This window comes from Humibacter sp. (assembly GCF_051954055.1).
GTDB lineage: Bacteria > Actinomycetota > Actinomycetes > Actinomycetales > Microbacteriaceae > Humibacter.
Genome location: NZ_JBQCIE010000111.1, coordinates 50,546 through 73,113 on the forward strand (window position 1 = coordinate 50,546; position 22,568 = coordinate 73,113).

At 67.9% G+C, this 22,568-nt stretch carries 26 protein-coding genes; 9 read left to right on the forward strand and 17 right to left on the reverse strand.

Annotation, left to right across the window (positions count from 1 at the left end):
* Positions 1-89: 89 nt before the first annotated feature.
* The 4 genes from ACTHNC_RS14490 to ACTHNC_RS14505 are packed head-to-tail and all read left to right on the forward strand — an operon-like array spanning position 90 to position 3,106.
* On the forward strand, positions 90-581 hold the full coding sequence (locus tag ACTHNC_RS14490; RefSeq protein ID WP_440295318.1) for an RNA polymerase sigma factor: 492 nt from the start codon (positions 90-92) through the stop codon (positions 579-581).
* Complete coding sequence (locus ACTHNC_RS14495) at positions 578-1,165, forward strand: methylated-DNA--[protein]-cysteine S-methyltransferase (RefSeq protein WP_440295319.1); 588 nt, start codon at positions 578-580, stop codon at positions 1,163-1,165. The genes ACTHNC_RS14490 and ACTHNC_RS14495 overlap by 4 nt, the downstream gene beginning before the upstream one ends.
* The gene (locus tag ACTHNC_RS14500; RefSeq protein ID WP_440295320.1) at positions 1,162-2,043 is read left to right on the forward strand and encodes a DNA-3-methyladenine glycosylase family protein; all 882 of its coding nucleotides are present in this window, start codon (positions 1,162-1,164) and stop codon (positions 2,041-2,043) included. Before ACTHNC_RS14495 ends, ACTHNC_RS14500 begins: the two co-directional genes overlap by 4 nt.
* A 7-nt stretch (positions 2,044-2,050) precedes the next feature.
* Positions 2,051-3,106: an ATP-dependent DNA ligase gene (locus ACTHNC_RS14505; RefSeq protein ID WP_440295321.1), complete on the forward strand. Its 1,056-nt coding sequence runs from the start codon at positions 2,051-2,053 to the stop codon at positions 3,104-3,106.
* Here ACTHNC_RS14505 and ligD read toward each other — a convergent pair whose 3' ends face one another.
* The 5 genes from ligD to ACTHNC_RS14530 all read right to left on the reverse strand — a co-directional run bounded on the left by ligD (position 3,107) and on the right by ACTHNC_RS14530 (position 6,155).
* Positions 3,107-4,159 carry a non-homologous end-joining DNA ligase gene (ligD, locus tag ACTHNC_RS14510; RefSeq protein ID WP_440295322.1) on the reverse strand — a complete coding sequence of 351 codons (1,053 nt, stop codon included), beginning with the start codon at positions 4,157-4,159 and terminating at the stop codon, positions 3,107-3,109.
* A gap of 64 nt (positions 4,160-4,223) precedes the next feature.
* Positions 4,224-4,637: a VOC family protein gene (locus ACTHNC_RS14515; RefSeq protein ID WP_440295323.1), complete on the reverse strand. Its 414-nt coding sequence runs from the start codon at positions 4,635-4,637 to the stop codon at positions 4,224-4,226.
* 94 nt (positions 4,638-4,731) lie between these two features.
* Positions 4,732-5,052 carry a thioredoxin family protein gene (locus tag ACTHNC_RS14520; RefSeq protein WP_440295324.1) on the reverse strand — a complete coding sequence of 107 codons (321 nt, stop codon included), beginning with the start codon at positions 5,050-5,052 and terminating at the stop codon, positions 4,732-4,734.
* Positions 5,049-5,477 (reverse strand): MerR family DNA-binding transcriptional regulator, encoded by a 429-nt coding sequence (locus ACTHNC_RS14525; protein ID WP_440295325.1) that lies wholly within the window; start codon positions 5,475-5,477, stop codon positions 5,049-5,051. The genes ACTHNC_RS14520 and ACTHNC_RS14525 overlap by 4 nt, the downstream gene beginning before the upstream one ends.
* A gap of 273 nt (positions 5,478-5,750) precedes the next feature.
* On the reverse strand, positions 5,751-6,155 hold the full coding sequence (locus tag ACTHNC_RS14530) for a DUF7144 family membrane protein (RefSeq protein WP_440295326.1): 405 nt from the start codon (positions 6,153-6,155) through the stop codon (positions 5,751-5,753).
* 161 nt (positions 6,156-6,316) lie between these two features.
* On the opposite strand from ACTHNC_RS14530, the gene ACTHNC_RS14535 reads away from it, so the two are divergent.
* Positions 6,317-8,875, forward strand: coding sequence for an ATP-dependent Clp protease ATP-binding subunit (locus tag ACTHNC_RS14535; protein ID WP_440295327.1), 2,559 nt, complete (start codon positions 6,317-6,319; stop codon positions 8,873-8,875).
* A 14-nt stretch (positions 8,876-8,889) separates the two neighbouring features.
* Here the strand turns inward: ACTHNC_RS14535 and ACTHNC_RS14540 are convergent, their stop codons facing one another.
* From ACTHNC_RS14540 to ACTHNC_RS14560, 5 genes are read right to left on the reverse strand one after another with little or no spacing between them, the layout of a single operon-like run.
* The gene (locus ACTHNC_RS14540; RefSeq protein ID WP_440295328.1) at positions 8,890-10,029 is read right to left on the reverse strand and encodes a lysylphosphatidylglycerol synthase transmembrane domain-containing protein; all 1,140 of its coding nucleotides are present in this window, start codon (positions 10,027-10,029) and stop codon (positions 8,890-8,892) included.
* Positions 10,030-10,052: 23 nt separating this feature from the next.
* Entirely contained in the window at positions 10,053-10,529 is a 477-nt protein-coding gene (locus tag ACTHNC_RS14545) for a VOC family protein (RefSeq protein WP_440295329.1), read from the reverse strand.
* Positions 10,526-11,038 carry an SRPBCC family protein gene (locus tag ACTHNC_RS14550; RefSeq protein ID WP_440295330.1) on the reverse strand — a complete coding sequence of 171 codons (513 nt, stop codon included), beginning with the start codon at positions 11,036-11,038 and terminating at the stop codon, positions 10,526-10,528. The genes ACTHNC_RS14545 and ACTHNC_RS14550 overlap by 4 nt, the downstream gene beginning before the upstream one ends.
* Positions 11,035-11,385, reverse strand: coding sequence for an ArsR/SmtB family transcription factor (locus ACTHNC_RS14555; RefSeq protein WP_440295331.1), 351 nt, complete (start codon positions 11,383-11,385; stop codon positions 11,035-11,037). The genes ACTHNC_RS14550 and ACTHNC_RS14555 overlap by 4 nt, the downstream gene beginning before the upstream one ends.
* Before the next feature lie 29 nt (positions 11,386-11,414).
* On the reverse strand, positions 11,415-12,149 hold the full coding sequence (locus ACTHNC_RS14560) for an NAD(P)-dependent oxidoreductase (protein WP_440295332.1): 735 nt from the start codon (positions 12,147-12,149) through the stop codon (positions 11,415-11,417).
* A 60-nt stretch (positions 12,150-12,209) separates the two neighbouring features.
* Here ACTHNC_RS14560 and ACTHNC_RS14565 point away from each other — a divergent pair, with 60 nt between their 5' ends.
* The 3 genes from ACTHNC_RS14565 (at position 12,210) to ACTHNC_RS14575 (ending at position 13,615) form a co-directional block, all read left to right on the forward strand.
* On the forward strand, positions 12,210-12,689 hold the full coding sequence (locus tag ACTHNC_RS14565; RefSeq protein ID WP_440295333.1) for a MarR family transcriptional regulator: 480 nt from the start codon (positions 12,210-12,212) through the stop codon (positions 12,687-12,689).
* A 69-nt stretch (positions 12,690-12,758) separates the two neighbouring features.
* Positions 12,759-13,121, forward strand: a complete 363-nt coding sequence (locus ACTHNC_RS14570) for a PadR family transcriptional regulator (protein ID WP_440295334.1) — start codon at positions 12,759-12,761, stop codon at positions 13,119-13,121.
* Positions 13,118-13,615: a permease prefix domain 1-containing protein gene (locus tag ACTHNC_RS14575; protein WP_440295335.1), complete on the forward strand. Its 498-nt coding sequence runs from the start codon at positions 13,118-13,120 to the stop codon at positions 13,613-13,615. Before ACTHNC_RS14570 ends, ACTHNC_RS14575 begins: the two co-directional genes overlap by 4 nt.
* A gap of 22 nt (positions 13,616-13,637) precedes the next feature.
* Here ACTHNC_RS14575 and ACTHNC_RS14580 read toward each other — a convergent pair whose 3' ends face one another.
* The 7 genes from ACTHNC_RS14580 to kdpF form a co-directional block, all read right to left on the reverse strand.
* A complete protein-coding gene (locus ACTHNC_RS14580; protein WP_440295336.1) occupies positions 13,638-13,955 on the reverse strand; it encodes a hypothetical protein in 318 nt (105 codons plus the stop codon).
* 66 nt (positions 13,956-14,021) lie between these two features.
* On the reverse strand, positions 14,022-14,708 hold the full coding sequence (locus ACTHNC_RS14585; RefSeq protein WP_440295337.1) for a response regulator: 687 nt from the start codon (positions 14,706-14,708) through the stop codon (positions 14,022-14,024).
* On the reverse strand, positions 14,705-17,257 hold the full coding sequence (locus ACTHNC_RS14590; RefSeq protein WP_440295338.1) for an ATP-binding protein: 2,553 nt from the start codon (positions 17,255-17,257) through the stop codon (positions 14,705-14,707). Before ACTHNC_RS14590 ends, ACTHNC_RS14585 begins: the two co-directional genes overlap by 4 nt.
* Positions 17,258-17,325: 68 nt before the next feature.
* Positions 17,326-17,958: a potassium-transporting ATPase subunit KdpC gene (gene kdpC / locus ACTHNC_RS14595; protein ID WP_440295339.1), complete on the reverse strand. Its 633-nt coding sequence runs from the start codon at positions 17,956-17,958 to the stop codon at positions 17,326-17,328.
* Positions 17,959-17,998: 40 nt separating this feature from the next.
* The gene (gene kdpB, locus ACTHNC_RS14600) at positions 17,999-20,176 is read right to left on the reverse strand and encodes a potassium-transporting ATPase subunit KdpB (RefSeq protein ID WP_440295340.1); all 2,178 of its coding nucleotides are present in this window, start codon (positions 20,174-20,176) and stop codon (positions 17,999-18,001) included.
* A gap of 3 nt (positions 20,177-20,179) precedes the next feature.
* The gene (kdpA, locus tag ACTHNC_RS14605) at positions 20,180-21,856 is read right to left on the reverse strand and encodes a potassium-transporting ATPase subunit KdpA (RefSeq protein ID WP_440295341.1); all 1,677 of its coding nucleotides are present in this window, start codon (positions 21,854-21,856) and stop codon (positions 20,180-20,182) included.
* Positions 21,857-21,946, reverse strand: coding sequence for a K(+)-transporting ATPase subunit F (gene kdpF / locus ACTHNC_RS14610; protein WP_440295342.1), 90 nt, complete (start codon positions 21,944-21,946; stop codon positions 21,857-21,859).
* 299 nt (positions 21,947-22,245) lie between these two features.
* On the opposite strand from kdpF, the gene ACTHNC_RS14615 reads away from it, so the two are divergent.
* Positions 22,246-22,563: a hypothetical protein gene (locus ACTHNC_RS14615; protein WP_440295343.1), complete on the forward strand. Its 318-nt coding sequence runs from the start codon at positions 22,246-22,248 to the stop codon at positions 22,561-22,563.
* Positions 22,564-22,568: the final 5 nt, after the last annotated feature.

The following is a 22,568-nucleotide window of genomic DNA, read 5'->3' on the forward strand; positions in this document are numbered from 1 at the left end:
CCTGCACCACTCGTGCGCCGGGTTTCGACGGGCTCAACCCACGGGATGGACCTCACGTTCTCGTCGGCGGCAGCGTCTACCGTGTGATGATGCTCCTGCCCTTCGAGTCCGTCGTGCGAACGCACGGCACTGTCGTGCTGCGGGTGTGCCGTTCGATACTCGCCGTCCACGACGCCGACGACGCCTGGTCGGAGACGTTCCTGGCCGCGATGGATGCCTACCCGCGACTGCCGGCGGACGCCAACGTCGAGGCGTGGCTGGTCACGATCGCGCGCCGCAAGTGCATCGACCTGCTGCGTGCGCAGGGTCGCCGTGCGGTGACCGTCGAGCGCATGCCCGAGGAGCCGGGAACGCTCGGGATCCCGGAGGACGCGCTGGAGGCCAGGGCGGACGCGGACGCGGTCGCACGGGCGGTCGCCGTGCTTCCGCACCGGCAGCGGCAGGCCGTGACCTACCACTACCTGGGCGGGCTGGCCTACCGAGAGGTGGCGGACATCATCGGCGGAACGACAGAGGCGGCGCGGCGCGCGGCGGCAGACGGCATCCGCACGCTCCGACGCACGATGGGGGCCGAATCATGAACGAGACGAAGAACGAGCCGACGGGTGGGGAGCTGAGTGCGCTCCACGACCGGCTGGCGCGGGCGGCCGAGGAGCGCGGTCTGATCGACGTTGGATACCGCGTCGTCGACAGTCCGGTGGGACGGCTTCTGGTCGCCTCCACCGAGCACGGGATCGTGCGCATCGCCTTCGAGCGAGAGGGGTTCGACAGCGTGCTGCAGGCGCTGGCCGACCGGGTCAGTCCGCGCGTGCTGGAGGCACCCGCCCGTCTCGATCGCGCGGCGGCCGAGCTCGACGAGTACTTCGCGAAGCGCCGCACCGGCTTCGACCTTCCGCTGGACTTCGCGCTCACTCGGGGGTTCCGCGGCGAGGTGCAAAGGCTGCTCCCCACGATCGCGTACGGGCACACGACGAGCTATGCCGAGCTCGCCAACGCGGCCGGCCGGCCCCGGGCGTTCCGTGCCGTGGGGACGGCGTGTGCGACGAATCCGCTGCCCGTCGTCGTGCCGTGCCACCGCGTGCTGCGCGGCGACGGCTCGCTGGGCGGCTACGCGGGCGGCCTCGACGCCAAGCGGGCTCTGCTCGACCTGGAGGCTGCCGCGTGAGTGATCAAGCGTTCCTCGCCGGTCGTCTGGAACGCGACGTGGTGCTCGACTCGCTCGTGCGGCACAGTGTGCCGGGCGTCGAACGCGTCGATCTCGCGAACGGGACCGTGACCCGCCTGGTGGGTGCGGCATCCGCCTCGCCGCCGGTTCCCGTGACGGTGGCCGTTCGCGACGACGGTGTCGAGGTGCACGGATCCGGGTCGCCCGAGGTGCTGGAGGCGGTGCGCGAGTGGTTCGACCTGGATACCGACATCGACCCAGTGCAGGATGCCTTCGTCGACGACCCGCTGCTGGGACCCCTGGTGCGCGAGCGGCCCGCCCTGCGGGTGATCGGGCATCCGGATGCCTTCGAGGCCGCCGCGCAGACCGTGCTAGGTCAGCAGGTCTCGCTTGCGGCGTGCCGCACGTTCACCGGACGGCTGGCAGCCGCGTACGGCGTTCGCGTCGGCGACGAGGAGCTCATCACCTTTCCCGCAGCAGAGGTCGTCGCCTCGGCCGAGTTGGAGGAGTTACGGGCAGCGGTCGGCATTCCGCTGAGTCGAGCGAGAACCGTCATCGCCCTCGCTCAGGCGTTCGCCGCGGGACTCCGGGTCGCTCGCGATGCCGACCACGGCGACGTGCGCGCCGAACTGCTCGCGCTGCCCGGCATCGGACCGTGGACTGTTGACTATCTCGCCCTCCGCGTTCTGCGGGATCCGGACGCGTTCCCGGTCGGCGACCTCGTGCTGCGCAGGGCGCTCGGCGGCGTCTCGCCGGCGGAGGCGCTCGAGTTCGGCGAGCGGTGGCGGCCGTGGCGTGCGTACGCCACCATGCACCTGTGGACCGCCGATGCGACCGGTGGTCGGCGGACTGTCGCCGGGGCTGCGAAGACGGCATGATCGGAGGATGGCCGCATCGCTTCCCGCTCCCATGCTCGCCCGCGCCGTCGACGCCGTCCCAGAACCGGACTCCGTGGAGGGCGGGCTGTCGTACGAACCGAAGTGGGACGGGTTCCGCGGCATCGTCGGCGTCGAGCCCGGCACGGACGGGAAGGCGGAGATCGAGATCGGCAGCCGAGGGGCGAAGCCGCTCACCAGGTACTTCCCCGAGCTGGTGACGGCGTTCGCGCAGCAGCTCCCCCGGTGCGTCGTCGACGGCGAGATCGTCGTGCGCACCGGAGAGCCCGGGTCCGAACGACTCGACTGGGAGGCGCTGTCGCAGCGCATCCACCCCGCCGCCAGCCGCATCACGATGCTCTCCGAGACCACTCCGGCGATGTTCGTCGCGTTCGACCTGCTCTCCCTCGACGGGGACGGCCTCATGGGTCGACCGTTCGCGGAGCGTCGGGAAGCGTTGGAGAAGCTGGCCGCCGCGTGGGAGCATCCGCTGTACCTCTGCCAGACGACGACGGATGTCTCTCTCGCCCGCCGCTGGCTCGTCGAGTTCGAGGGCGCCGGCCTCGACGGTGTCGTCGCGAAGCCGCTGGCCGCGCCGTATGCGCCTGGGAAGCGCACGATGCTCAAGGTGAAGCACCACCGGAGTGCCGACGTCGTGCTGATCGGCTACCGGGTGCACTCCAGCGGACGCGGGGTGGGATCGCTGCTGCTAGGCCTCTACGACGACCAGGGCGTTCTGCGGAACGTCGGCGGAGCATCCGCATTCAGCAACGCGCGCAGGCTCGAGCTGGTCGACGAGCTGGAACCGCTCGTCGAACGCGACGAGAACGGCGAGATGGTCAAGGGCGAGACGGATCGCAGCAGGTTCTCCGGCAGCAAGGATGTCTCGTTCGTCAGGCTGCGTCCGGAGCGCGTGCTCGAGGTGCGGTACGACCAGCTCGAGGGCCTGCGGTTCAGGCACACCGTGCAGTTCGACCGTTGGCGCGACGACCGGGAACCGCGATCGTGCACCTTCGATCAGCTGGAGCGACCTGTGGCGTACGACCTGTCCGGTGTCATCTCCTGATCAGTCGACGTCGATGCGGTTGCCGTGCTCGTCCCAGTTGCCTGCGACCTTCTTGCTGGGCTGAACCCGGGGTGGCTCGCCCGGCATCTTCGGATAGTCCGGGGGAAACGGCAGCTCGCCGAGCCCGTTCTCCAGGTCGCGCTGCCACCACGACAGCAGCACGTCGATGCTCGCCGGCTTCTCGTCGAAGTCCGACCAAGGGTCGCCGACCTGGGCGATCCGGTCCGGCACGGTCAGCACGGTGAACGATCGCGGGTCGACCGACTCCAGCTCGTCCCAGGTGACGGGGCACGACACGGAGGCGTGCGGCAGGGCGCGCGGACTGTAGGCGCCGGCCATCGTGCGGTCGCGGTTCGCCTGGTTGAAGTCGACGAAAACCTTGCGGCCGCGTTCCTCCTTCCACCAGGCGGTGGTGACGGCATCCGGCATGCGTCGCTCCAGCTCGCGTGCAGCGGCGATCACCGCGTGCCGCACGTCGAGGAACTCGTGCTCAGGTCGGATCGGTGCGAACACGTGCAGGCCACGGTTGCCCGAGGTCTTGACGAAGGCATCCATTCCCGCCTCGGCGAGCACTGCCCGCAACTGAATCGCGGCGGGAACGGCGTCGTCGAAGTCCGTTCCCGGCTGCGGGTCGAGGTCGATGCGCAGCTGGTCGGGGTTGTCCGAGTTCTCCGCCCGCGATGGCCACGGGTGGAAGACCACGGTGCCCATCTGCACCGCCCAGATCGCCGACGCGGGCTCATCGAGCACGAGTTGCGGATGCGATCTCGCACTCGGATAGACGACCATGACGTCGCGGATATACGCGGGCGCTCCCCGAGGAGGATTCTTGGAGAAGAACTGCTCGCCGTCGATCGTCTCGCGGAAGCGCTGCAGCGAGATCGGCCGGTCGCCGTTGGCCTTGAGAAACGGCTCGGCGACCGCATCGATGTATCGGGCGAGATCCAGCTTGGTGATCCCGGGCTCGGGAAACACCACCCGGTCGGGATGACTGATGCGCACCGAGCGCGTGCCTTCAGGCCCCTGTACCTCGAGCATCGTCTCGTCAGCCATGCGTTCCTCGTCGTCGGTGGTGTGCAGGTATCGGGCCGGCCGGCGCCGATGGCGCGCTGTGAGCTCAGCCTTGGCCGGAGATATTCACCATCCAGTTCACACCGAACCTGTCGACCAGCATGCCGAACCAGTCGCCCCATGGCGCCTTCTCCAGTGGCTCGACGATAGTGGCTCCCTGCGACAGGCCGTCCCAGTAGCCACGCAGGCCCGCCTCGTCGTCGCCGCTCAGCGACACGGTGATGGAGCCGCCCGGGGTGTACTCCATGCGGTTCGGGGTGTCCGCACCCATGAGAACGATGCCGCCGGGCGCGTTGAGCTGCGAGTGCATGACCTTGTCGAGCTCGCTCTCGTCTTCCTCCATCTGGAAGTCGCGGAAGGTGCTGACGGTGAGATCGCCGCCGAAGACGGACTGATAGAACTCCATGGCCTCGCGAGCGTTGTCGCGGAAGCTCAGGTAGGGATTGAGGACGACGGACATGGCTTTGCCTCGATTCTGACGCCGTTTGAGCACACGCTACCCGCGGACTCGGCCTCCGTCATCCCTGAAATCGCGGCTCGGCGGAGAGACGGGCTTAGACGGCGAGAACCGGAGCGAGCTCGGCCTCGAGAGCGGCGCGCGGCTTCGAGCCCACGATGGTGCGCACGACGGCGCCGTCGACGAGGAGCTTGAGACTCGGCACGGCCATGACGCCGTACCTCGCCGCGAGGCTCGGGCTGTCGTCGGCGTTCACCTTGACGATGGTGAACGCATCAGGGTGGTCGGATTCGATGCTCTCGAGCAGGGGTCCCAGCACCCGACACGGGCCGCACCAGGTAGCCCAGAAGTAGACGAGCACCGGTGTCTCGACATGCTCGAGTGTCGACGCGAACGTCTGCTCGTCGGCGATGATCATGATTCTCCTTCGTGTTCGTGGTCCGGCTCGCGCGATTCGGCGGCCCTGGACTCCGCTGCCCTGGATTCGGCAGCCCTCGATTCCGCAGCAGAGAGCAGTGCCTGCAGCGCCGACCGCCTTCGATCGAGCTCGTCGATCCTTCTCGTCAGGTCTGCGATGGCCGCGCTGTAGGCGGGACGGGTGGCCAGGCAGTCGTCGGCGTTGGCGTTGCCGCCGGCCAGGCAGTCCAGGAACGGTCGGGTCTGGTCGAGACTCAACCCGACGCGGCCCAGTTCGTGCGCCTCCGCGACGAGGCGCGGCACATCCTCGGCGTAGTCGCGATAGCCGTTCGGCAGCCGCGACGAGCCGACGAGGCCGAGCGACTCGTAGTGCCGAACCGTCTTCACGCTGACACCTGCGCGGCGTGCCACCTCTCCGATCCTCATTGCTGCCCTCCCGTCTCCGATCCACCGTCTCGTTCACGCTAAACGTTGCCCCGTGGGTCAAGGTCAAGCGGTGCGCGGATCTCGCGCGCGGGCGGTCGGATGCCCTGGCCGGTCTTCAGTTGTCGCGCTACGCGCTCGACTGACTCCATCGGCTCGGCAGAGCACGCAAGCGTGCTCTGCTCTCGCCTCAGTCATCAGTAGTCGCGCTACGCACTCGACTGACTCCATCGGCTCGGCAGAGCACGCAAGCGTGCTCTGCTCTCGCCTCAGTCATCAGTGCGAGCGGAAGAAGTCCGAGGCTCGTCCCGTCCAGAGCAGGATGATGATGATCAACGAGATCAAGGCGCTGATCGCGGCCCACGCGAACTGATCGGGGAATGCCCAGGCGGTGAAGGCATCCGCCGCGATGGCCAACAGCTGAACGATCGTGACGACGATGCGGGCGCCGCTCGATCCGCGCAGCAGTCCCCCTGCGATGAGCACGACAACGACGCCGAACAGGATCGAGAGGATCGCCGACGTGATCAGCGATGTGCTGCTCGACCATGCGGTTCGCACCGACGGCTCGTGCTGGAACACCAACAGCAGCACGCCGGCGACGATGTTGAGTGCACCCTCGATCCACGCGAGGACGGCGATGAGGGTCACGCCTAGAGGACGCCGGGCTGCCGCGCTCATTCCTGCTCCTTCGTGGCTCGACGGGACATTCGAGACGAAAGCATGCCAGATCGGGGCGAGTTGCACGGGGAATATCCCCGCGTGATAGATGTTGAAGTTGATAACACCCGACTCAAGTTCGGGCGGATCAACGGAAGACAACCCGGAAAACAGGAGATTCAGTGCCTGAGAACTTCATTCCCGGCGGCGCCGAGGCGAACGGCGATGGCAACTCGTTCGACGAGTTCCTCGCGCGTTACCTCGCGGGCGAACGCGCCCGTGCAGCCCGCTCGATCGACATCAGCCGCTTCCTCAGCAGGCGAACACAGGAAGTGCTGCAGCGTGCCGGGCGGTTCGCGCTCGAGCACGGCCACAACGAGCTCGACGCGCTGCACATCCTTCGCGTGATGGCCGACGAGGACCCGGCGGCCGACGCGATGCGCCGCATCGGCGTCGACCCTGCGCGCATCGTGCGTGCCGCCGACCAGCGGCTGCCGCAGACCGGCGACGCGACGACGGACGCGCCGGCCCTGACGCAATCCGCGCAGCGCACACTGTTCCACGCCTATCAGGTGGCGCGCGCATCCGGCTCCACCTACATCGACCCCGAGCACCTCTTCTACGCGCTCGTGATCGCCCAGGACTCCCCCGCCGGCCAGGTGCTGCAGTCCGCCGGCGTGACGCCGGAGGCGCTGGCAGGTGCCATGCGCGAGGCCGCGACGGTAGGCGCAGGCACGGACGGCGACACGGATGCCGAGGGGCAGGCATCCGAGACCCCCATGCTCGACCGGTTCGGCACCGATCTCACGCTCGAGGCCCGCGAGGGCAGGCTCGACCCCGTGATCGGCCGGGTGGACGAGATCGAGCAGACCGTGGAGATCCTCTCCCGGCGCACCAAGAACAACCCCGTGCTGGTCGGTGAGGCCGGCGTCGGCAAGACCGCGATCGTCGAAGGCCTCGCCCAGGCGATCGTCGACGGCGTCGTTCCCGAGCAGCTGCGCGACAAGCGAGTGATCTCGCTCGACCTGCCCGGCATGCTGGCCGGAACGCGCTACCGCGGGGACTTCGAGGAGCGCCTGACGAAGCTGATGGACGAGATCGCCCACCGCAAGAGCGAGCTGATCGTGTTCATCGACGAGGTGCACACCGTGATGGGTGCGGGCGCAGGCGGCGACGGCGGAATGGATGCCGGCAACATCCTGAAGCCGCGCCTTGCGAAGGGCGAGCTGCACCTCGTCGGAGCGACGACTCTCAAGGAGTACCGGCAGATCGAGAAGGACCCTGCGCTGGAGCGCCGCTTCCAGCCCGTGACCGTGGCGGAGCCATCCATCGAGGATTCCGTCGCCATCCTCTCCGGACTGCGCCGCGCGTACGAGGAGCACCACGGTGTCGAGTACACCGACGACGCGATCCGCGCGGCCGTCGAGCTGAGCGCCCGTTACGTCTCCGACCGCTACCTGCCCGACAAGGCGATCGACCTGATCGACCAGGCCGGCGCGCGGCTGCGGCTGCGCCTCGGCAAGCTGGTCGACGCATCCGAGCTGATGCAGCGTCTCGCAGACCTCGAGGCGGAGAAGAACTCCGCCGTCTCGGCGGAGCACTACGAGGAGGCGTCGAGGCTGCGCGACGAGATCGCCGGTGTCGAGGCCCGGCTGGCCGAGGCCTCAGCCGCTGGGGCACGGGTAGGGACGGATGCCGTCATCGACGAGCCCGAGATCGCCGCGGTGGTCGCGCGTGCGACCGGCATCCCCGTCGCTCGGATCGGCGAGGCCGACCGTGAGCGTCTGGCCAAGCTGGAGAGCGAGCTGCACGAGCGCGTCGTCGGACAGGACGACGCGGTGACGGCCGTCGCGAAGTCCGTGCGCCGCAGCCGCACCGGCATGGGTGACGAGCACCGCCCGGTGGGCAGCTTCCTGTTCCTGGGCCCGACGGGAGTGGGCAAGACCGAGCTGGCGAAGGCGCTCGCGGCGTCGCTGTTCGGCTCGGAGCGCTCGATGATCCGGTTCGACATGAGCGAGTTCGGCGAGCGTCACACGGCCGCGCGGCTGATCGGAGCCCCTCCCGGCTACGTCGGCTACGACGAGGCCGGACAACTGACCGAGCGCGTGCGCCGCAACCCGTACTCGGTGCTGCTGTTCGACGAGATCGAGAAGGCGCATCCGGACATCTTCAACCTGCTGCTGCAGGTTCTGGACGACGGACGGCTCACCGATGGACAGGGCCGCACCGTGGACTTCCGCAACACCGTGGTGATCATGACGTCGAACCTGGGCAGCGAGTTCCTGGCATCCAAGAGCGGTGCCCTCGGCTTCGTGGCTCCCGGCGCCGACGGATTCGGCGACGAGAAGGCGCTCCGCGACCGGGTGATGGGCAAGCTGCGCGAGAACATGCGGCCGGAGTTCATCAACCGCATCGACGAGATCGTGCTGTTCCGCAAGCTCGACAAGCAGCAGCTGCGCGACATCGTGCGCCTGCTGCTGACCGCGACCGAGTCGCGGCTGAGTGCACGGGAGATCACACTGACCGTGACGGATGCAGCGGTCGAGTGGATCGCCGACCACGGCTACGAGCCGGAGTTCGGTGCGCGCCCGCTGCGCCGTGTCATCCAGCGCGAGGTGGACGACCGCGTCGCCGACCTGCTCGTGAACGGCTCCGTCGACGACGGCGGAGCGGTGCACGTGGACGCGTCGGGCGACGACCTGCACGTGACCGCCGAGAGGCGGATGCCCGTAGCCGCCTGAGTGCCGCAGTTCGATCAAGAGTGACGAGACCGTGGGTAGACCCCACGGTCTCGCCCTCTGTACAGCGTGTCGCCGCGCTCGACGCGTGCGCTCCACCGGGCGAGGGCCCCACGCACGGTCAGGGCGATTGCGGAGAGGGCGGCGAGCGGCATGGGCATCCAATACTCCACCAGGCGCCACGCCGTGACGCCCAGCACCGCGACGCCGTGCGGCAGCGCGAGCGCGACGAACGCCGGCACCATGACACCCTCGACGATGCCCACCCCGCCTGGCGTGATGGGCAGCAGAGCGAGGATGTTCGCCAGCGCGTATACGAGCAGCAGCGGCGCGATCGGCGGATGCGCGCCGAACGCCGCGAACATGACCAGAAGTGCCGCGATGTCCAGCAGCCAGTTCGCGACGGCGAATCCGACGGCGGCGGCGAATCGGCGGGGGCTGGCCGCGAGCCTGCGTACGGCGCGAACCGTGTGCGCAATGGACCTCGTGATGCGCACCGATGCGCGGCCCGGGAGTCTGCCGGTCGCCGCGCGGACGAGCCGAACGGTGCGCGAGGGACGAAGAGCGGCGAGGCCGAGCAGCACGGCGGCCGTGCCGAAGACACCCCCGACGAAGGCGCCGGCGATGCGGTAGTACGGCGCGGTCGGAAGAGCCGCAACCGACGTGGCGAGGCCGAGCGCGAACAAAAGACCCAGCGTGAGGTTGGAGATGACCACCTCTGCCGTCACCCCGGCCACTACCGCGCTGCCCGGTGTTCTCCTGCGGGTCAGCATCCGGTAGCGCACGGCGAGCGATGTCGCGCCGCCGCCCGGGATGGCGTTGGTGACGCCGACACCGGCGAGGTCGACGTGCAGCACCGTGAGGAACCGAGGACGCGTTGCCGGGTCGAGGGCGATCCAGGTCAGGCCGGCGAGCGCGCACAGCGACAGCAGCTCGAGTGCCACGCCGGCCAGGAGCAGCGGTGCCGACACCGCCGACACGAGCGACAGTGCACGAGCGGCGTCGTGCCACTGCGGCACGACGACGAATCGCACCAGCAGGGCGACGATCGACAGCGCGAGGCCGGTGCGGATGAGCAGGAACGCGCGCCCTCGCCGCTCCCGCTCGCCCGCCTTGGCCGTGGGGGCCCTAGGACTGTGCGCCGGCGTGGCCGCCATACCTCACGGTAACCCCGTGCCCCTCATCCGGCGGCCGCGTCGACCAACTCCTGGATGACGATCTTCTTCTGGTGCATCATCACCTGCACCTGCTCCGGTCGGCGGACCAGCTCGTCCATGTTCTTTGGAATGATCTGCCAGCTCACGCCGAACCGGTCCTTGCACCATCCGCACTGCTCCGACTCCGGCACGTGCGAGAGCCTCGACCAGTACCTGTCGATCTCCGCCTGGTCGGCGCAGGTGACGACGAACGAGATCGCCTCGTTGAATCTGAACATCGGTCCGCCGTCGAGGCAGACGAAGTCGACGCCGTTCAGAGTGAAGCGTCCGTTCAGAACCTTGCCGGACATCCCGGAGAAGTGCTCGTCGAGCTTCTCGTCGGGATACTCGTCGATCGAGACGATGCGGGAGTCCGGGAACACGTCGACGTAGTACTCCATCGCCTCCCGCGCCTGGTCGTCGAACCACAGGCACGGCTGAATGGCGGCGATCCCGCTCATCGGTGTGCTCCTTCCGACGCGACGATGTCGTCGATCTGGCCCATGGCCTCTCGCATGCCCTCTTCCATGCCCATCTGCATCATCTGCTCCAACTGCTCGAGGCTGACGAATCGGTTGACCGTGGTCATGCGGGTGCCCTGAACGTCGTCGTCGAGCGGAACGGCTTCAAGCGTCACCTCGACCCGCGCAGGCACGTCATCGGTCGGCTTCCCGTCATCGTCGGAGAACCCCTCGTCGAACGCGAGGCTCCTCGGCGGGTCGACGGCGACGATCGCCCACCAGCCGTGCGCCTTGTCGCCCTCCGGTCCTGTCATGTAATACGCGCTTCTGCTGCCGACGCTGAGCTCGTGCTCGTCGAACGTGGCCGGCCAGGTCGGCGGCCCCCACCAGCGCTCCAGCTGGCGGGCGTCTTCCCACACCTGCCAGACCCTCTCCGGCGGAGCCGCGAACTCCGCCACGAACGTGAGCGTCAGGTTCTCGGCATCCCTCACGGTACTGATCACGGTCATCTGTCGTGCCCCTTCGTCATGTCTTCGGCGAGGATGCCCTCGATCGCCGACGCCCTGTCGCGCCAGAGCGACTCGTAGCGGGCGAGCAGCTCGTTCGCCCGCCTGATCGTCTCCGGAACCGCGCGCACCAGCTGCTCCCTCCCCCGGCGCTCCTTCGTCACGAGACCCGCCCTCTCGAGCACGCTGACGTGCTTCTGCACGGCGGCGAAACTCATCAGGTAGCTCTGCGCGAGGCCCGAGATGGATCGATCGCCGCCCAGCGTGCGCGCCACGATGTCACGCCGGGTGGCATCGGCGAGCGCGTGGAAGATGCGGTCGATCTCGTCGTCGGTGAGGATATCGGGCATCCGTCTATCTACAACCATTTGGTTGTAGGTTATGGCCTCGCCATCGTGCCGTCAAGGGATGCCTGCCTCGGCGGCCTCTTGAAGGCCTCGCGCATCATCAGTTGTGCCACCGATGGCGTGCCGCTCACCGTGCCGACCGCCGCCGTGGTGCGCACGAAGCGGCGGTCGTCGAGCTGTCGCAGCATGGCATCGGCGAGGTCGATGCGAGCCGTGAACTTCTGCGGGAGGTAGCGCTCGGCGATGCGGTAGTCACTGACGGCATCCGCATCGAAGAGCCCGGAAGGTCGCAGCACCGTCCAGTCGACCTCGCTGCCCGACAGCGTCGCCTCCATGCGCTTCATATCGTCGTACAGCGTCTTGCCGAGAACCCCGGCCACGAACGGTTGCAGCACGTGCTCGAACAGGAACCCGCCGTGCGGGCCGGCCTCGATGTCCACGGCGCTCGAGCTCACGCAGACCAGGCGGCGGACATGATGCTCCGCCATCGCCTGCAGCATGGCCGTGATGCCCGCCGAGTACGTCGTGATGCGCTGGCGACCGTAGGGCACGCCAAGAGCGGACAGAATCGCATCCGCTCCCCCGACGGCGCGGCTCACCGATGCCCGGTCGAACACGTCGACGCGTTCGACCGCTAGGCGGTCGTGTTCGAGCGGGAACTGCAGCGGCGAACGCGTCGCCGCATCGACGTCGAGTCCGCGCTCCAGGGCGAGGCGCGTGACAAGCCGGCCCGTCGGACCGTTCGCACCGAACACCACGATCTTCACTAGATTCTCCTCAGGCTCAGGTTCCTGATAATATGAAAAGCATACTATATGGAGACGAGAATGAATAGTGGCTCGAACGACGCCAGAGCGAGGCGACGACTCACCGCCGAGCTCAAGCGGCGCTTCCGCGACGTGAACAATCAGATCGCGCTGCTGTCGCACCACGTCTCCTCGCGCGTCGAGCTGCGCGACGTCGACCTGGACTGCCTCGACTTCCTTGCACAGCACGGTGCCACGAGCCCGAGCGCGCTCGCCAGGCGAGCCGGCGTGCATCCGGCGACCATGACGGGCGTGATCGATCGGCTGGAGAAGGGCGGGTGGATCGCCCGCGAGCGCGACCCGAATGACCGGCGCGCCGTCGTGGTCTCAGTGCGACAGGACGCCATCGGCGAGGTGTTCAGGCACTACGAGGGCATGAACGCCCAGATGGATGCCGTGTGCGCCGACTACTCCCCCGCCGAGCTCGAGCTGATCGCGGGCTTTCTGCAGCGCACGGCGGATGCCGGCCGGCGCGCGGTCGAGGAGTTCGCGGAGGGCTGACGTCGGGCAGCGCCGTCTACTTCGTTGCGGAGTTTGTAATAGTGCGTGCCGCACTATATAGTGTGTCACGTGGATGAAGAAGAACGTCAGCGACGGGAGATCTCCGACGCGCATCGTCAGGAGCTGAATCGCGGCTCCGTGGTGCTCGCGAGCCTGCTCGCACTGCAGACTCCGGGCTATGGGTACGCGCTGCTGGAGACGCTCGACAAAGCGGGCATCCCCGTGGCCGGAAACACGCTCTACCCCTTGCTGCGAAGGCTCGAGGGCCAGGGATTGCTCACCAGCGAGTGGGACACGACTGAGAGCAGGCCGCGCAAGTTCTACCGCACCAGCCGCGACGGCCAGCGACTCGCGCGCGCCTTGCTCGCGGAGTGGAGGCAGCTGGACGCGGCCCTCGAAAGTCTGGACACGACGAAAGGCGACGAATCATGAGCACGAAGGCCACAGACGAGTACATCGCGGCGGTCGTCCGCCACGTTCCGCAGCGCAAGCGGGCGGATGTCGAGCGCGAACTGCACGCCCTGATCGCCGACGAGATCGACGGACGGATCGCAGCGGGTGAACCTGAAGGAGAGGCCGAGCGATCGATGCTGCGAGAACTGGGCGATCCGGAGGTGCTGGCCGAGCGTTACGCTCCCGTCTCGAGGGTGCTGCTCAGCCGGCACGTCTATCGGGCGTGGGCGAAGACATCCCTGTGGTCGTGCATCGTCGTGCTTCCGATCGTTTACATCGTTCTCGTCATCGTGCGCACGGTGAACGGCGACAACCCCGGCGCGGTCGTCTTCCTGCCCCTCGGCGTGGCGATCACGGTCGGCATGTACCTCTTGGTGGGGATCACGGCACTCTTCGCCGCCGTGGACCGTCACGACGCGAGGCTCGGGTCTGGAATCGGTCCGGCGCGGCACGACGGCCTGGCCGGGGATTAGTGCCGACGCAACCCGTCGAGCGTCAGACGGCGACCGCCAGGCAGGCGACCAACCCGACCACGGTGATCACGATGAAGGCGCAGACGACCAGGACCGTTCCCTTGGCCTGACGACGGCGATCGTCCGTGCGGTCGGCGCCCCACAGTTCGGCCTTCAGCCGCACCCGGTGCGCCTCGGCGACGATGTCGCTCGTGCCGGGAAGCGAGAGGTCGAGCGACCCGCGCTCGAACTGCTGCTCGATGCGCACTGCCTCGTCGAGCGTCATGGGCGCCTTCGCCACGCCGCGGGAGACGGTCCTCGACCGTGCACCGGCGGGGCCGGTACGGTCGCCTTCGCTCATGGTGCACCTCCGATCGGGACTCAGGCGCTTCCAGCGTACGAGTCTGGCCCGTGATCGGCTCGGCGTCTACTCCTGCTGCCCTGCCGGCACGAACCGGTAGCCCATGCCCGCCTCGGTGATCAGGAACCGGGGGCGGGACGGTTCGGGCTCCAGCTTCTTGCGCAACTGGGCGAGGTAGAGACGCAGGTAACCGGAATCCGAGGTGTGATGCGGTCCCCACACCTCGGTGAGAATCGCCTCCCTGGTGACCAGGCGGTCCGGGTTGCGCACCAGCAGCGCCAGGATCTGCCACTCCGTGGGGGTGAGCCGCACCGGATGCCCGTTCCTGATGACCCGGCGCCCGGCAAGGTCCACGACCACGTCGGCGAACTCGACGCGAGGCTCCTCGTCGGCTGCGGGCATCCTTCGCACCAGAGCACGGATGCGCGCCAGCAGCTCGTCCGTCGCGAACGGCTTCGTGACGTAGTCGTCGGCGCCCCGGTCGAGCGCCTCCACCTTCTCGGCCGAATCCGTGCGACCGGAGATGACCAGGATCGGCACGGTGCTCCAGCCGCGGATCGCCTCGATCACCGCCAGTCCGTCGAGCCCAGGCATACCGAGGTCGAGGACGACCAGGTCGGGGTGGTCATCGATCACCCGGTCGAGCGCCTGCTTGCCGTCAGCGGCGATCGCCACGTCGTACCCCCGCGCGGAGAGGATGATGCGCAGCGCACCGAGGATCTGTCGGTCATCGTCGGCGACGACGATCTTCATCGGTTTCCCTTCGTAGGTTCGCGGCCGAGTGGGCCCGGTGCGGTGCGCGCGAAGACCGGAAGCGCGATCACCATGGTGAGCCCGCCGCCCGGTGTGTCCTCGGGCGTGAGGGTACCGCCCATGCCCTCCACGAACCCCTTCGAGAGCGCGAGCCCAAGCCCGATCCCCGTCGTGTTGTCGGTGTCGCCCTCGCGTTGGAAGGGCTGGAAGATCAGGTCCTTGCGCTCGTCGGGCACGCCGGTGCCGCTGTCGGCGACGCGCACCTGCAGCTCGTCGCCGAAGACGCTCACGCCGAGTCGTGGTGGATGCCCGTGCGGCGAGTAGCGCAGTGCGTTGGCCAGCAGGTTGACCAGCACGCGCTGCAGCAGCACCGGATCGGCCATCACCGCCGGCGTGCCCTCCGGAACGTCGAGCTCCACGCTGCCGGGGGGCGCCGACAGCTCCTCGAGGGCGGCGGGCAGCAGGTCGTCGATATCCACCCGTCGGAGGGAGACGCCGAGCACGCCGGCCTGAACGCGTGTGACGTCGAGCAGGTTCGTGACGAGCGCGTCGAGATTCGCCAGGCTGTCGTTCGCGGTCTCGAGCAGGGCCTCCCTGTCCGGCGTGCTCAGTTCGACCTGCGGCGACCGCAGGCTCGTCACCGCCGCGGTCGCCGCCGCGAGCGGGCGGCGGAGGTCGTGGCCGACGGCGGCCAGCAGCGCCGAGCGCACGCGGTCGGTCTCGGCCAGTGGCTTCAGCTGAATCGCGGTCTCGCTGAGCTCGCGGTGCTCCAGCGCGGCATCCAGCTGAGTCACGATCACGGAGAGCACCCGGCGGTCGGATGCCGTCAGCTCCGCCCCGTAGAGCTCCAGCGTTCCACGCTCCCCGACCGGCTCGACGGTGCGCAGCTCCGCCTTCTGCGCCTCCTGCACCGCCTCATCGGCCGGGCTCGTCTCCTCGGACAGAACCGTGCCGTCGTCGGCGAGCAGCCGCACCCGGCTGAGCCCGAACGCCTCGCGTGCACGTTGTACGAGCGCGTGCACCGCATCCTCACCACGGATGACGCCGCCGGCCACCGTGGCCAGCACATCCGACTCCGCGGCCGAGCGCTGCGCCGCCCTGGTGCGCCTGGCCGCTTGGTCGACGACGAAGCTCACCAGCGCGGCGCCGACCACGTACAGCAGCAGCGCGAGCAGGTGAACGGGCTGCGCGATCGTGATGGTGTAGATCGGCGCGACGAAGAGGTAGTCCAGCGTGAGGCCGGAGAGCACGGCGGCGAACAATGCCGGCCAGATGCCTCCGACAAGAGCCACGACAACGACCAGCAGCTGGAACGCGAGAACGTCGCTGGCGAGGGCATCCGGGCTGCGGAAGAGCCAGAGCAGCCAGCTCAGCAGCGGTCCGCCGATGAGCGCGAGCACGAATCCGTAGACCCTGCGCCGCAGGCTGAGCGCGCCGCGTGCCCGCGGCAGCACGAGCTGACGGCTGCCGGCGGCGGCGTGCGAGACGATGTGCACGTCGATGTCGCCGGAAGCCCTGATCACCGTCGACCCGATGCCCGGGCCGGTGAGGAAGGCGAGCAGCCGAGACCTGCGCGACACGCCGATCACGAGCTGGGTGGCATTGACGGCCTTCGCGAAGTCCACCAGGGCGCCGGGGATGTCGGACCCGACGATCTCGTGGTACGCGCCGCCCAGCTTCTCCACGAGGGCCCGCTGCTCGGCGAGGGCGCCCGGATGCCGTTCCCTCAGCCCGTCGTCGCTCACCACGTGCACGGCGAGCAGGTCGCCGCCGCTGGAGCGTGCCGCGATGCGCGCGCCCCTGCGCAGCAGCGTCTCTCCCTCCGGGCCGCCCGTGAGCGCGACGACGACGCGTTCGCGCGCCTCCCACTTGCCTTCGATGCCGTGCTCTCGCCGGTAGGTCTGCAGTGCGCTGTCCACCTCGTCGGCCAGCCAGAGCAGGGCGAGCTCGCGCAGCGCCGTGAGGTTGCCGAGCCGGAAGTAGTTCGACAGGGCGGCATCCACCCGGGCGGCCGGATACACGAGTCCCTCCGCGAGGCGATCGCGCAGCGCCTGTGGGGCGAGGTCGACGACCTCGACCTGATCGGCGGCGCGCAGCACGGCATCCGGAATCGTCTCCTGCTGACTGATGCCCGTGATCTGTTCCACCACGTCGTTCAGCGACTCGATGTGCTGGATGTTCACCGTCGAGATCACGGTGATGCCGGCATCCAGAAGCTCCTGCACGTCTTCCCAGCGCTTGTCGTGACTGCCGCCCGGAGCGTTGGTGTGGGCGAGCTCGTCGACGAGCGCGATATCCGGCCTGCGGGCCAACACCGCACCGAGGTCCATCTCGGTGAGTCCCACGCCGCGATAGACGACCGAGCGGCGCGGAACGATCTCGAGCCCAGTGAGCATGGCGGCCGTCGCGTCACGGCCATGCGTCTCGACGATCGCGACGACGACGTCCTTGCCGGCCTCAGCCAGCCGCTTGCCCTCTTCGAGCATCGCGTACGTCTTGCCGACACCGGGGGCGGCGCCCAGCAACACACGCAGCTTGCCTGTGGACATGGTGCCGCTTCAGCCGTCCCATCCAGGGTTCGCGATGGGAACCACGCCCGAGCGACGGTCATCCAATGTCACTTGCGCCCCTCATCGCCCGTTGGGTCCATCTTCGACAGTGCGAGGTTCAGCTGCAGCACGTTCACGGTCGGCTGACCGAGGTATCCGAGATCTCGCCCCTGAATCATAGACTTCACGAGCTTCTCGACCCTGGCTGGCTCGATTCCCCTGGCGTCGGCGACCGCGTTCACCTGCAGCAAGGCGTATTGCGGGCTGATGTGCGGATCGAGCCCGGATCCGGACGCAGTCACGGCGTCGGCGGGAACGCTCGCGGCGTCTGCCCCGTCGAGCTTCTCGATCGTCGTCTTGCGCTGCTGGATCTCCTTCGTCAACTCCGGATTGTTCAGACCGAGGTTGCTCGCGCTGGAGGCGTTCGCGTCGTAGCCGGTTCCGGCGGCCGACGGGCGCGACTGGAACCATTGCGGCAGCGGCTTGCCCTTCCCGTCCGTGAACGATTGGCCGATGAGGCTCGACCCGATCGGCTGCCCATCGACCTTGATGAGCGAACCGTTTGCCTGGGCGGGCATGACCACCTGTGCGACGCCGGTCATCACGAGTGGGTACACGATGCCGAGCCCGGCGGTCAGCACGATCATGGCGCGAACAGCCACCCAGTACTGACGCCCTGTTCCCCTGAGTGATGGGCTCATTGCTTGTCTCTTTCCTTCATGGTGACGTCGGGTGCCGGCATCAGAATCCCGGGATCATGGCGATGAGCAGGTCGATCAGCTTGATCCCGATGAACGGCGCGATGATCCCGCCGAGTCCGTAGAAGAGCAGGTTGCGGCTGAGAAGACTGCTTGCCGACGATGGCCGGTATCGCACGCCACGCAGCGCGAGCGGAATCAGGATCACGATGATGATCGCGTTGAAGATCACCGCAGAGAGGATGGCGGATGACGGCGAGTGCAGCTGCATCACGTTCAGCACTCCGAGCCCTGGGAACACTCCGACGAACATCGCGGGGATGATGGCGAAGTACTTCGCGACGTCGTTCGCGATGGAGAACGTGGTGAGGGCACCGCGGGTGATGAGCAGCTGCTTGCCGATGGAGACGATGTCGATGAGCTTGGTCGGGTCCGAGTCGAGATCGACCATGTTGCCGGCCTCCTTCGCCGCGGATGTACCCGTGTTCATCGCGACGCCCACGTCGGCCTGAGCGAGAGCGGGCGCGTCGTTGGTGCCGTCTCCGGTCATCGCGACGAGGTTCCCGCCCTCCTGCTCCCGCTTGATGAGCGCCAGCTTGTCCTCGGGGGTGGCCTCGGCCAGGAAGTCGTCAACGCCGGCCTCGTCGGCGATCGCCCTCGCGGTGAGCGGGTTGTCGCCCGTCACCATCACGGTGCGGATCCCCATGCGGCGCATGTCCGCGAACCGCTCCACCAGCCCCGTCTTGACGACGTCCTTGAGATAGATCACCCCGAGGATGGTCGACGCGCCGGATTGCGTACGAGCCGCCACAGCGAGCGGAGTGCCGCCGGACTGCGAGATGCGTTCGACGAGCCGGTCGAGCTCGACGGCGACGTCGGGTGGCACAGGAGACTCCTGCTGAACCCACGCGATGACAGCGCTCGCGGCTCCCTTGCGCATCTGCGTTCCGTTTGCGAGGTCGACACCGCTCATCCGGGTCTGCGCGGTGAACGGGACCACGTCGCCCGGCACCGAGGGCGGCGGCGTGCGACCCAGCGTGGTCGCCAGTGCGACCACGGACGAGCCTTCGGGGGTTGGATCGCTGAGCGAGGCCAGCGCCGCCGCGTCGACCAGTTCGGCGAGCGGTGCATCGGCCACGGGCAGGAACTCGCTCGCCTGACGATTTCCGTAGGTGATGGTCCCCGTCTTGTCGAGAAGGAGCGTGTTCACATCCCCTGCCGCTTCCACGGCCCTACCCGACATGGCGAGCACGTTGCGCTGAACCAGCCGATCCATTCCCGCGATGCCGATGGCCGAAAGCAGGGCACCGATGGTTGTGGGGATGAGACATACCAGAAGCGCGATGAGAACTGGAACGGTCGGTGTCGCGTGGGCGAACCCGGCGACGGGCCCCAGGATGAGCACCACCACGACGAAGACGATCGTCAGGCTGGCCAGAAGGATGTTGAGGGCGACCTCATTCGGCGTCTTCTGGCGGCTGGCCCCTTCGACGAGGTGGATCATCCGGTCGACGAATGTCTCGCCCGGCTTGGAGGTGATGCGCACGACGATGCGGTCCGACAGCACTCTCGTGCCGCCCGTGACAGCGCTGCGGTCGCCACCGGACTCGCGGATCACCGGCGCCGACTCCCCGGTGATCGCCGACTCGTCGACGGAGGCGATGCCCCAGACGATGTCCCCGTCGCCCGGGATGAGATCGCCGGCTTCGACCACGACGACGTCGCCGAGCTTCAGGTCGGCCGATGCGACCCTTGTCGTCGCTGCATGAAGCGCTCCGGGGTCGGTGTCGCCGTAGCCGACGACCCGGTGAGCCGTGGTCGTCGTACGAGTGGCGCGCAGGCTCGCGGCCTGCGCCTTGCCGCGTCCCTCGGCGACGGCTTCCGCCAAGGTGGCGAACACGACCGTCAACCAGAGCCAGACCGCGATCCACCAGGTGAAGGCGACGGAGGAGGTCGTACCGCCGACCGCCTGGTCGCCGAGAAAGGGTTGCACGATGGCGAGCACGGTGGTCAGGGCTGCGCCCACCTCGACGATGAACATCACCGGGTTGTGCCACAGTTCGCGCGGGTTCAGCTTGCGCAGCGCGTCAGGGAAGCTCGTGACGAGCTGTCGCGGATTGAATGCTCCACCGCGCGTCTTGCCGGAGTGAGGCTGCTCGCTCGTCGCAGTATCCGGGATCGTCGCGGTCGTGCCGCGGTCACTCGTTTCACTGTCACTCATTAGTCAGTGCAGTCCTTCCGCAAGCGGCCCGAGGGCGAGAACAGGGATATAGGTCAGAGCGGTGATGATCAGGATGGTCCCCACCAGCAACCCGACGAATTGCGGCCGGTGCGTCGGCATCGTGCCGACCGTGACGGGAATCTTCTCCTGGGCGGCGAGCGACCCGGCGAGGGCCAGCACGAAGACGATCGGGATGAATCGGGCAAGGAACATCGCCGCTGAAAGCGCCGCATTCATCCATGGCGTGTTCGCCGAGATCCCTCCGAACGCCGAGCCGTTGTTGTTCGCCGCCGACGTGAACGCGTACAGGATCTCGGAGAAGCCGTGCTGACCGGGGTTGAAGATCGTGGTCTTCTCGACGCTCTGCGCGACGCCGGGGATGGCGAAGCTGAGCGCGGTGCCTGCGAGCACGATCGTCGGAGTCGTGAGGAAGTACAGGCTGGCGAGCTTCATCTGCCGCGAGCCGATCTTCTTGCCGAGGTATTCGGGCGTGCGCCCCACCATCAGCCCCGCGAGGAAGACGGCGACGATAGCCATCACCAGGATGCCGTACAGCCCTGCCCCGATGCCGCCGGGTGCGACCTCGCCGGTCATCATGTTGATCATCGTCATCATGCCGCCGAGAGGGGTCAGGCTGTCGTGCGCGGCATCGACGGCGCCGGTCGACGTGAGCGTGCTCGTCGTGCCGAAGAGGGTCGTTCCGATGATGCCGAATCGTTGCTCCTTCCCTTCCATCGCGCCGCCGGCCGCCGCGGTGGCGGCTCCGCCCGAGGCCGACTCGATCCAGGTGAACAACGAAACGGAAGCCACGAAGATCACCCCCATCGCCGCGGCGATCGCGTAGCCCTGGCGATCATCGCCCACCATCCGGCCGAAGGCGCGCGGCAGGCTGAAGGGCACGAGCAGCATGATGAAGACCTCGATGACGTTGGTCCATGCCGTCGGGTTCTCGAACGGGTGCGCGGAGTTGGCATTGAAGAATCCGCCGCCGTTATTGCCGAGCAGCTTGATGGCTTCCTGGGATGCCGTTGGGCCGCCCGGAATGTTCTGGGTTCCTCCTGCCAGCGTGTGCACGGCGTCGATCGCGTTGAAGTTCTCGATCACACCGCCGGCGACCAGCACGAGTGTGAAGATCACGGAGATCGGCAAGAGAATGCGCAGCGTCCCCCGGATCAGATCGACCCAGAAGTTGCCGATGGTGCCGGATCGGTGCACCGTGAAACCCCTCACGAGTGCGATGGCGACAGCGAGTCCGACGGCCGCCGACACGAAGTTCTGCACCGTGAGGGCCGCCATCTGCACGGTGTAGCCGACCGTTGCCTCCGGCGTGTACGACTGCCAGTTCGTGTTCGTGACGAAGGAGATCGCGGTGTTGAACGCGAGGCCTTGCGGCACGGCGGGTAGGCCGAGCGAATACGGCAGCCATGCCTGCAGGCGCTGCACCAAGTAGACGATCAGCACGCCGACGACCGAGAACGCCAGGACGCTGCGCAGGTAGACCTGCCAGCTCTGCTCCGAGGAGGAGTCGACGCCGATCAATCGGTAGACGCCGCGCTCGATCCTCAGGTCTTTGCGCGAGGTGAACGTGTGCGCCAGGTGATCGCCGAGCGGTCGATAGCAGATGGCGAGCATCAGCGCGACGGTGAGGAGCTGGGCGATGAAGAGCCAGAACGTGAGCACCTAGAACTTCTCCGGCTTCACGAGGGCGTACACGAGGTACACGAGCGATGCAGCGGCAAGAAGCGCGGAGAGAACGACGAAGAAGATCACAGCTTCTCCACCGCCCGCGCGACGAGCGCCACCACCACACCGAGGGCGGCGATGCCGAGAATGCAGACGACGTCCAGCACGAGGATGCTCCGTCCCACGTATCGCCGCGATGGCGGCGGGCCGCGCGGTGCGACCAAGCCACCATCGAACTCGTGCGGAGCGGGATCGAGCCCTGCCCTTACGGAATCCACACGGGCTTGGGCCGGATGCTCACGGGTTCCGTACGTGAGCCCGCGTTTCTCGGCGTCGACTTGTCAACCCGGTTCCCGGTCCGAGGCGGGCGATCTAGCGTTTTCCGAATGAAGGAACTGGTCTTCGGCGGCCGTGGTGTTCTCGTCGGGGACACGGCTGCAGACACGGTCGTCGAGTATGCGGCGGTACTGGCCAGAGCGGCCACCGCCGACACGATCGAACTCCGCGCTCTCGGCGAGCGGGGCCAGCCGCTCCGGGTGTACTACATGCTCAACTCCACCGTGGCGATCATGGCGCAGTCCTCCAGCAGCAGCGCTCCCGAGCCCGACAACGTGGAGATCGTGCACTACATGCGTGACGCCATGAAGCGATTGGATCCCGATCCGCTCGAGTACGGGTGGCCGAGCGTCGACCCCTTCGATTGACGGAG

Coding starts and splice junctions, on each gene's coding strand:
- ACTHNC_RS14530 (WP_440295326.1), bottom strand. CDS start 6,155: ATGAGCGCGGCAGCCCGGCGTCCTCTAGGCGTGACCCTCATCGCCGTC.
- ACTHNC_RS14520 (WP_440295324.1), bottom strand. CDS start 5,052: ATGATCATCGCCGACGAGCAGACGTTCGCGTCGACACTCGAGCATGTC.
- ligD (WP_440295322.1), bottom strand. CDS start 4,159: ATGGCTGACGAGACGATGCTCGAGGTACAGGGGCCTGAAGGCACGCGC.
- ACTHNC_RS14615 (WP_440295343.1), top strand. CDS start 22,246: ATGAAGGAACTGGTCTTCGGCGGCCGTGGTGTTCTCGTCGGGGACACG.
- ACTHNC_RS14590 (WP_440295338.1), bottom strand. CDS start 17,257: ATGTCCACAGGCAAGCTGCGTGTGTTGCTGGGCGCCGCCCCCGGTGTC.
- ACTHNC_RS14550 (WP_440295330.1), bottom strand. CDS start 11,038: ATGACCGTGATCAGTACCGTGAGGGATGCCGAGAACCTGACGCTCACG.
- ACTHNC_RS14495 (WP_440295319.1), top strand. CDS start 578: ATGAACGAGACGAAGAACGAGCCGACGGGTGGGGAGCTGAGTGCGCTC.
- ACTHNC_RS14490 (WP_440295318.1), top strand. CDS start 90: ATGCTCCTGCCCTTCGAGTCCGTCGTGCGAACGCACGGCACTGTCGTG.
- ACTHNC_RS14525 (WP_440295325.1), bottom strand. CDS start 5,477: ATGAGGATCGGAGAGGTGGCACGCCGCGCAGGTGTCAGCGTGAAGACG.
- ACTHNC_RS14545 (WP_440295329.1), bottom strand. CDS start 10,529: ATGAGCGGGATCGCCGCCATTCAGCCGTGCCTGTGGTTCGACGACCAG.
- ACTHNC_RS14585 (WP_440295337.1), bottom strand. CDS start 14,708: ATGAAGATCGTCGTCGCCGACGATGACCGACAGATCCTCGGTGCGCTG.
- ACTHNC_RS14505 (WP_440295321.1), top strand. CDS start 2,051: ATGGCCGCATCGCTTCCCGCTCCCATGCTCGCCCGCGCCGTCGACGCC.
- ACTHNC_RS14575 (WP_440295335.1), top strand. CDS start 13,118: ATGAGCACGAAGGCCACAGACGAGTACATCGCGGCGGTCGTCCGCCAC.
- ACTHNC_RS14565 (WP_440295333.1), top strand. CDS start 12,210: ATGAATAGTGGCTCGAACGACGCCAGAGCGAGGCGACGACTCACCGCC.
- ACTHNC_RS14540 (WP_440295328.1), bottom strand. CDS start 10,029: ATGGCGGCCACGCCGGCGCACAGTCCTAGGGCCCCCACGGCCAAGGCG.
- kdpC (WP_440295339.1), bottom strand. CDS start 17,958: ATGAGCCCATCACTCAGGGGAACAGGGCGTCAGTACTGGGTGGCTGTT.
- kdpB (WP_440295340.1), bottom strand. CDS start 20,176: ATGAGTGACAGTGAAACGAGTGACCGCGGCACGACCGCGACGATCCCG.
- ACTHNC_RS14580 (WP_440295336.1), bottom strand. CDS start 13,955: ATGAGCGAAGGCGACCGTACCGGCCCCGCCGGTGCACGGTCGAGGACC.
- ACTHNC_RS14515 (WP_440295323.1), bottom strand. CDS start 4,637: ATGTCCGTCGTCCTCAATCCCTACCTGAGCTTCCGCGACAACGCTCGC.
- ACTHNC_RS14555 (WP_440295331.1), bottom strand. CDS start 11,385: ATGCCCGATATCCTCACCGACGACGAGATCGACCGCATCTTCCACGCG.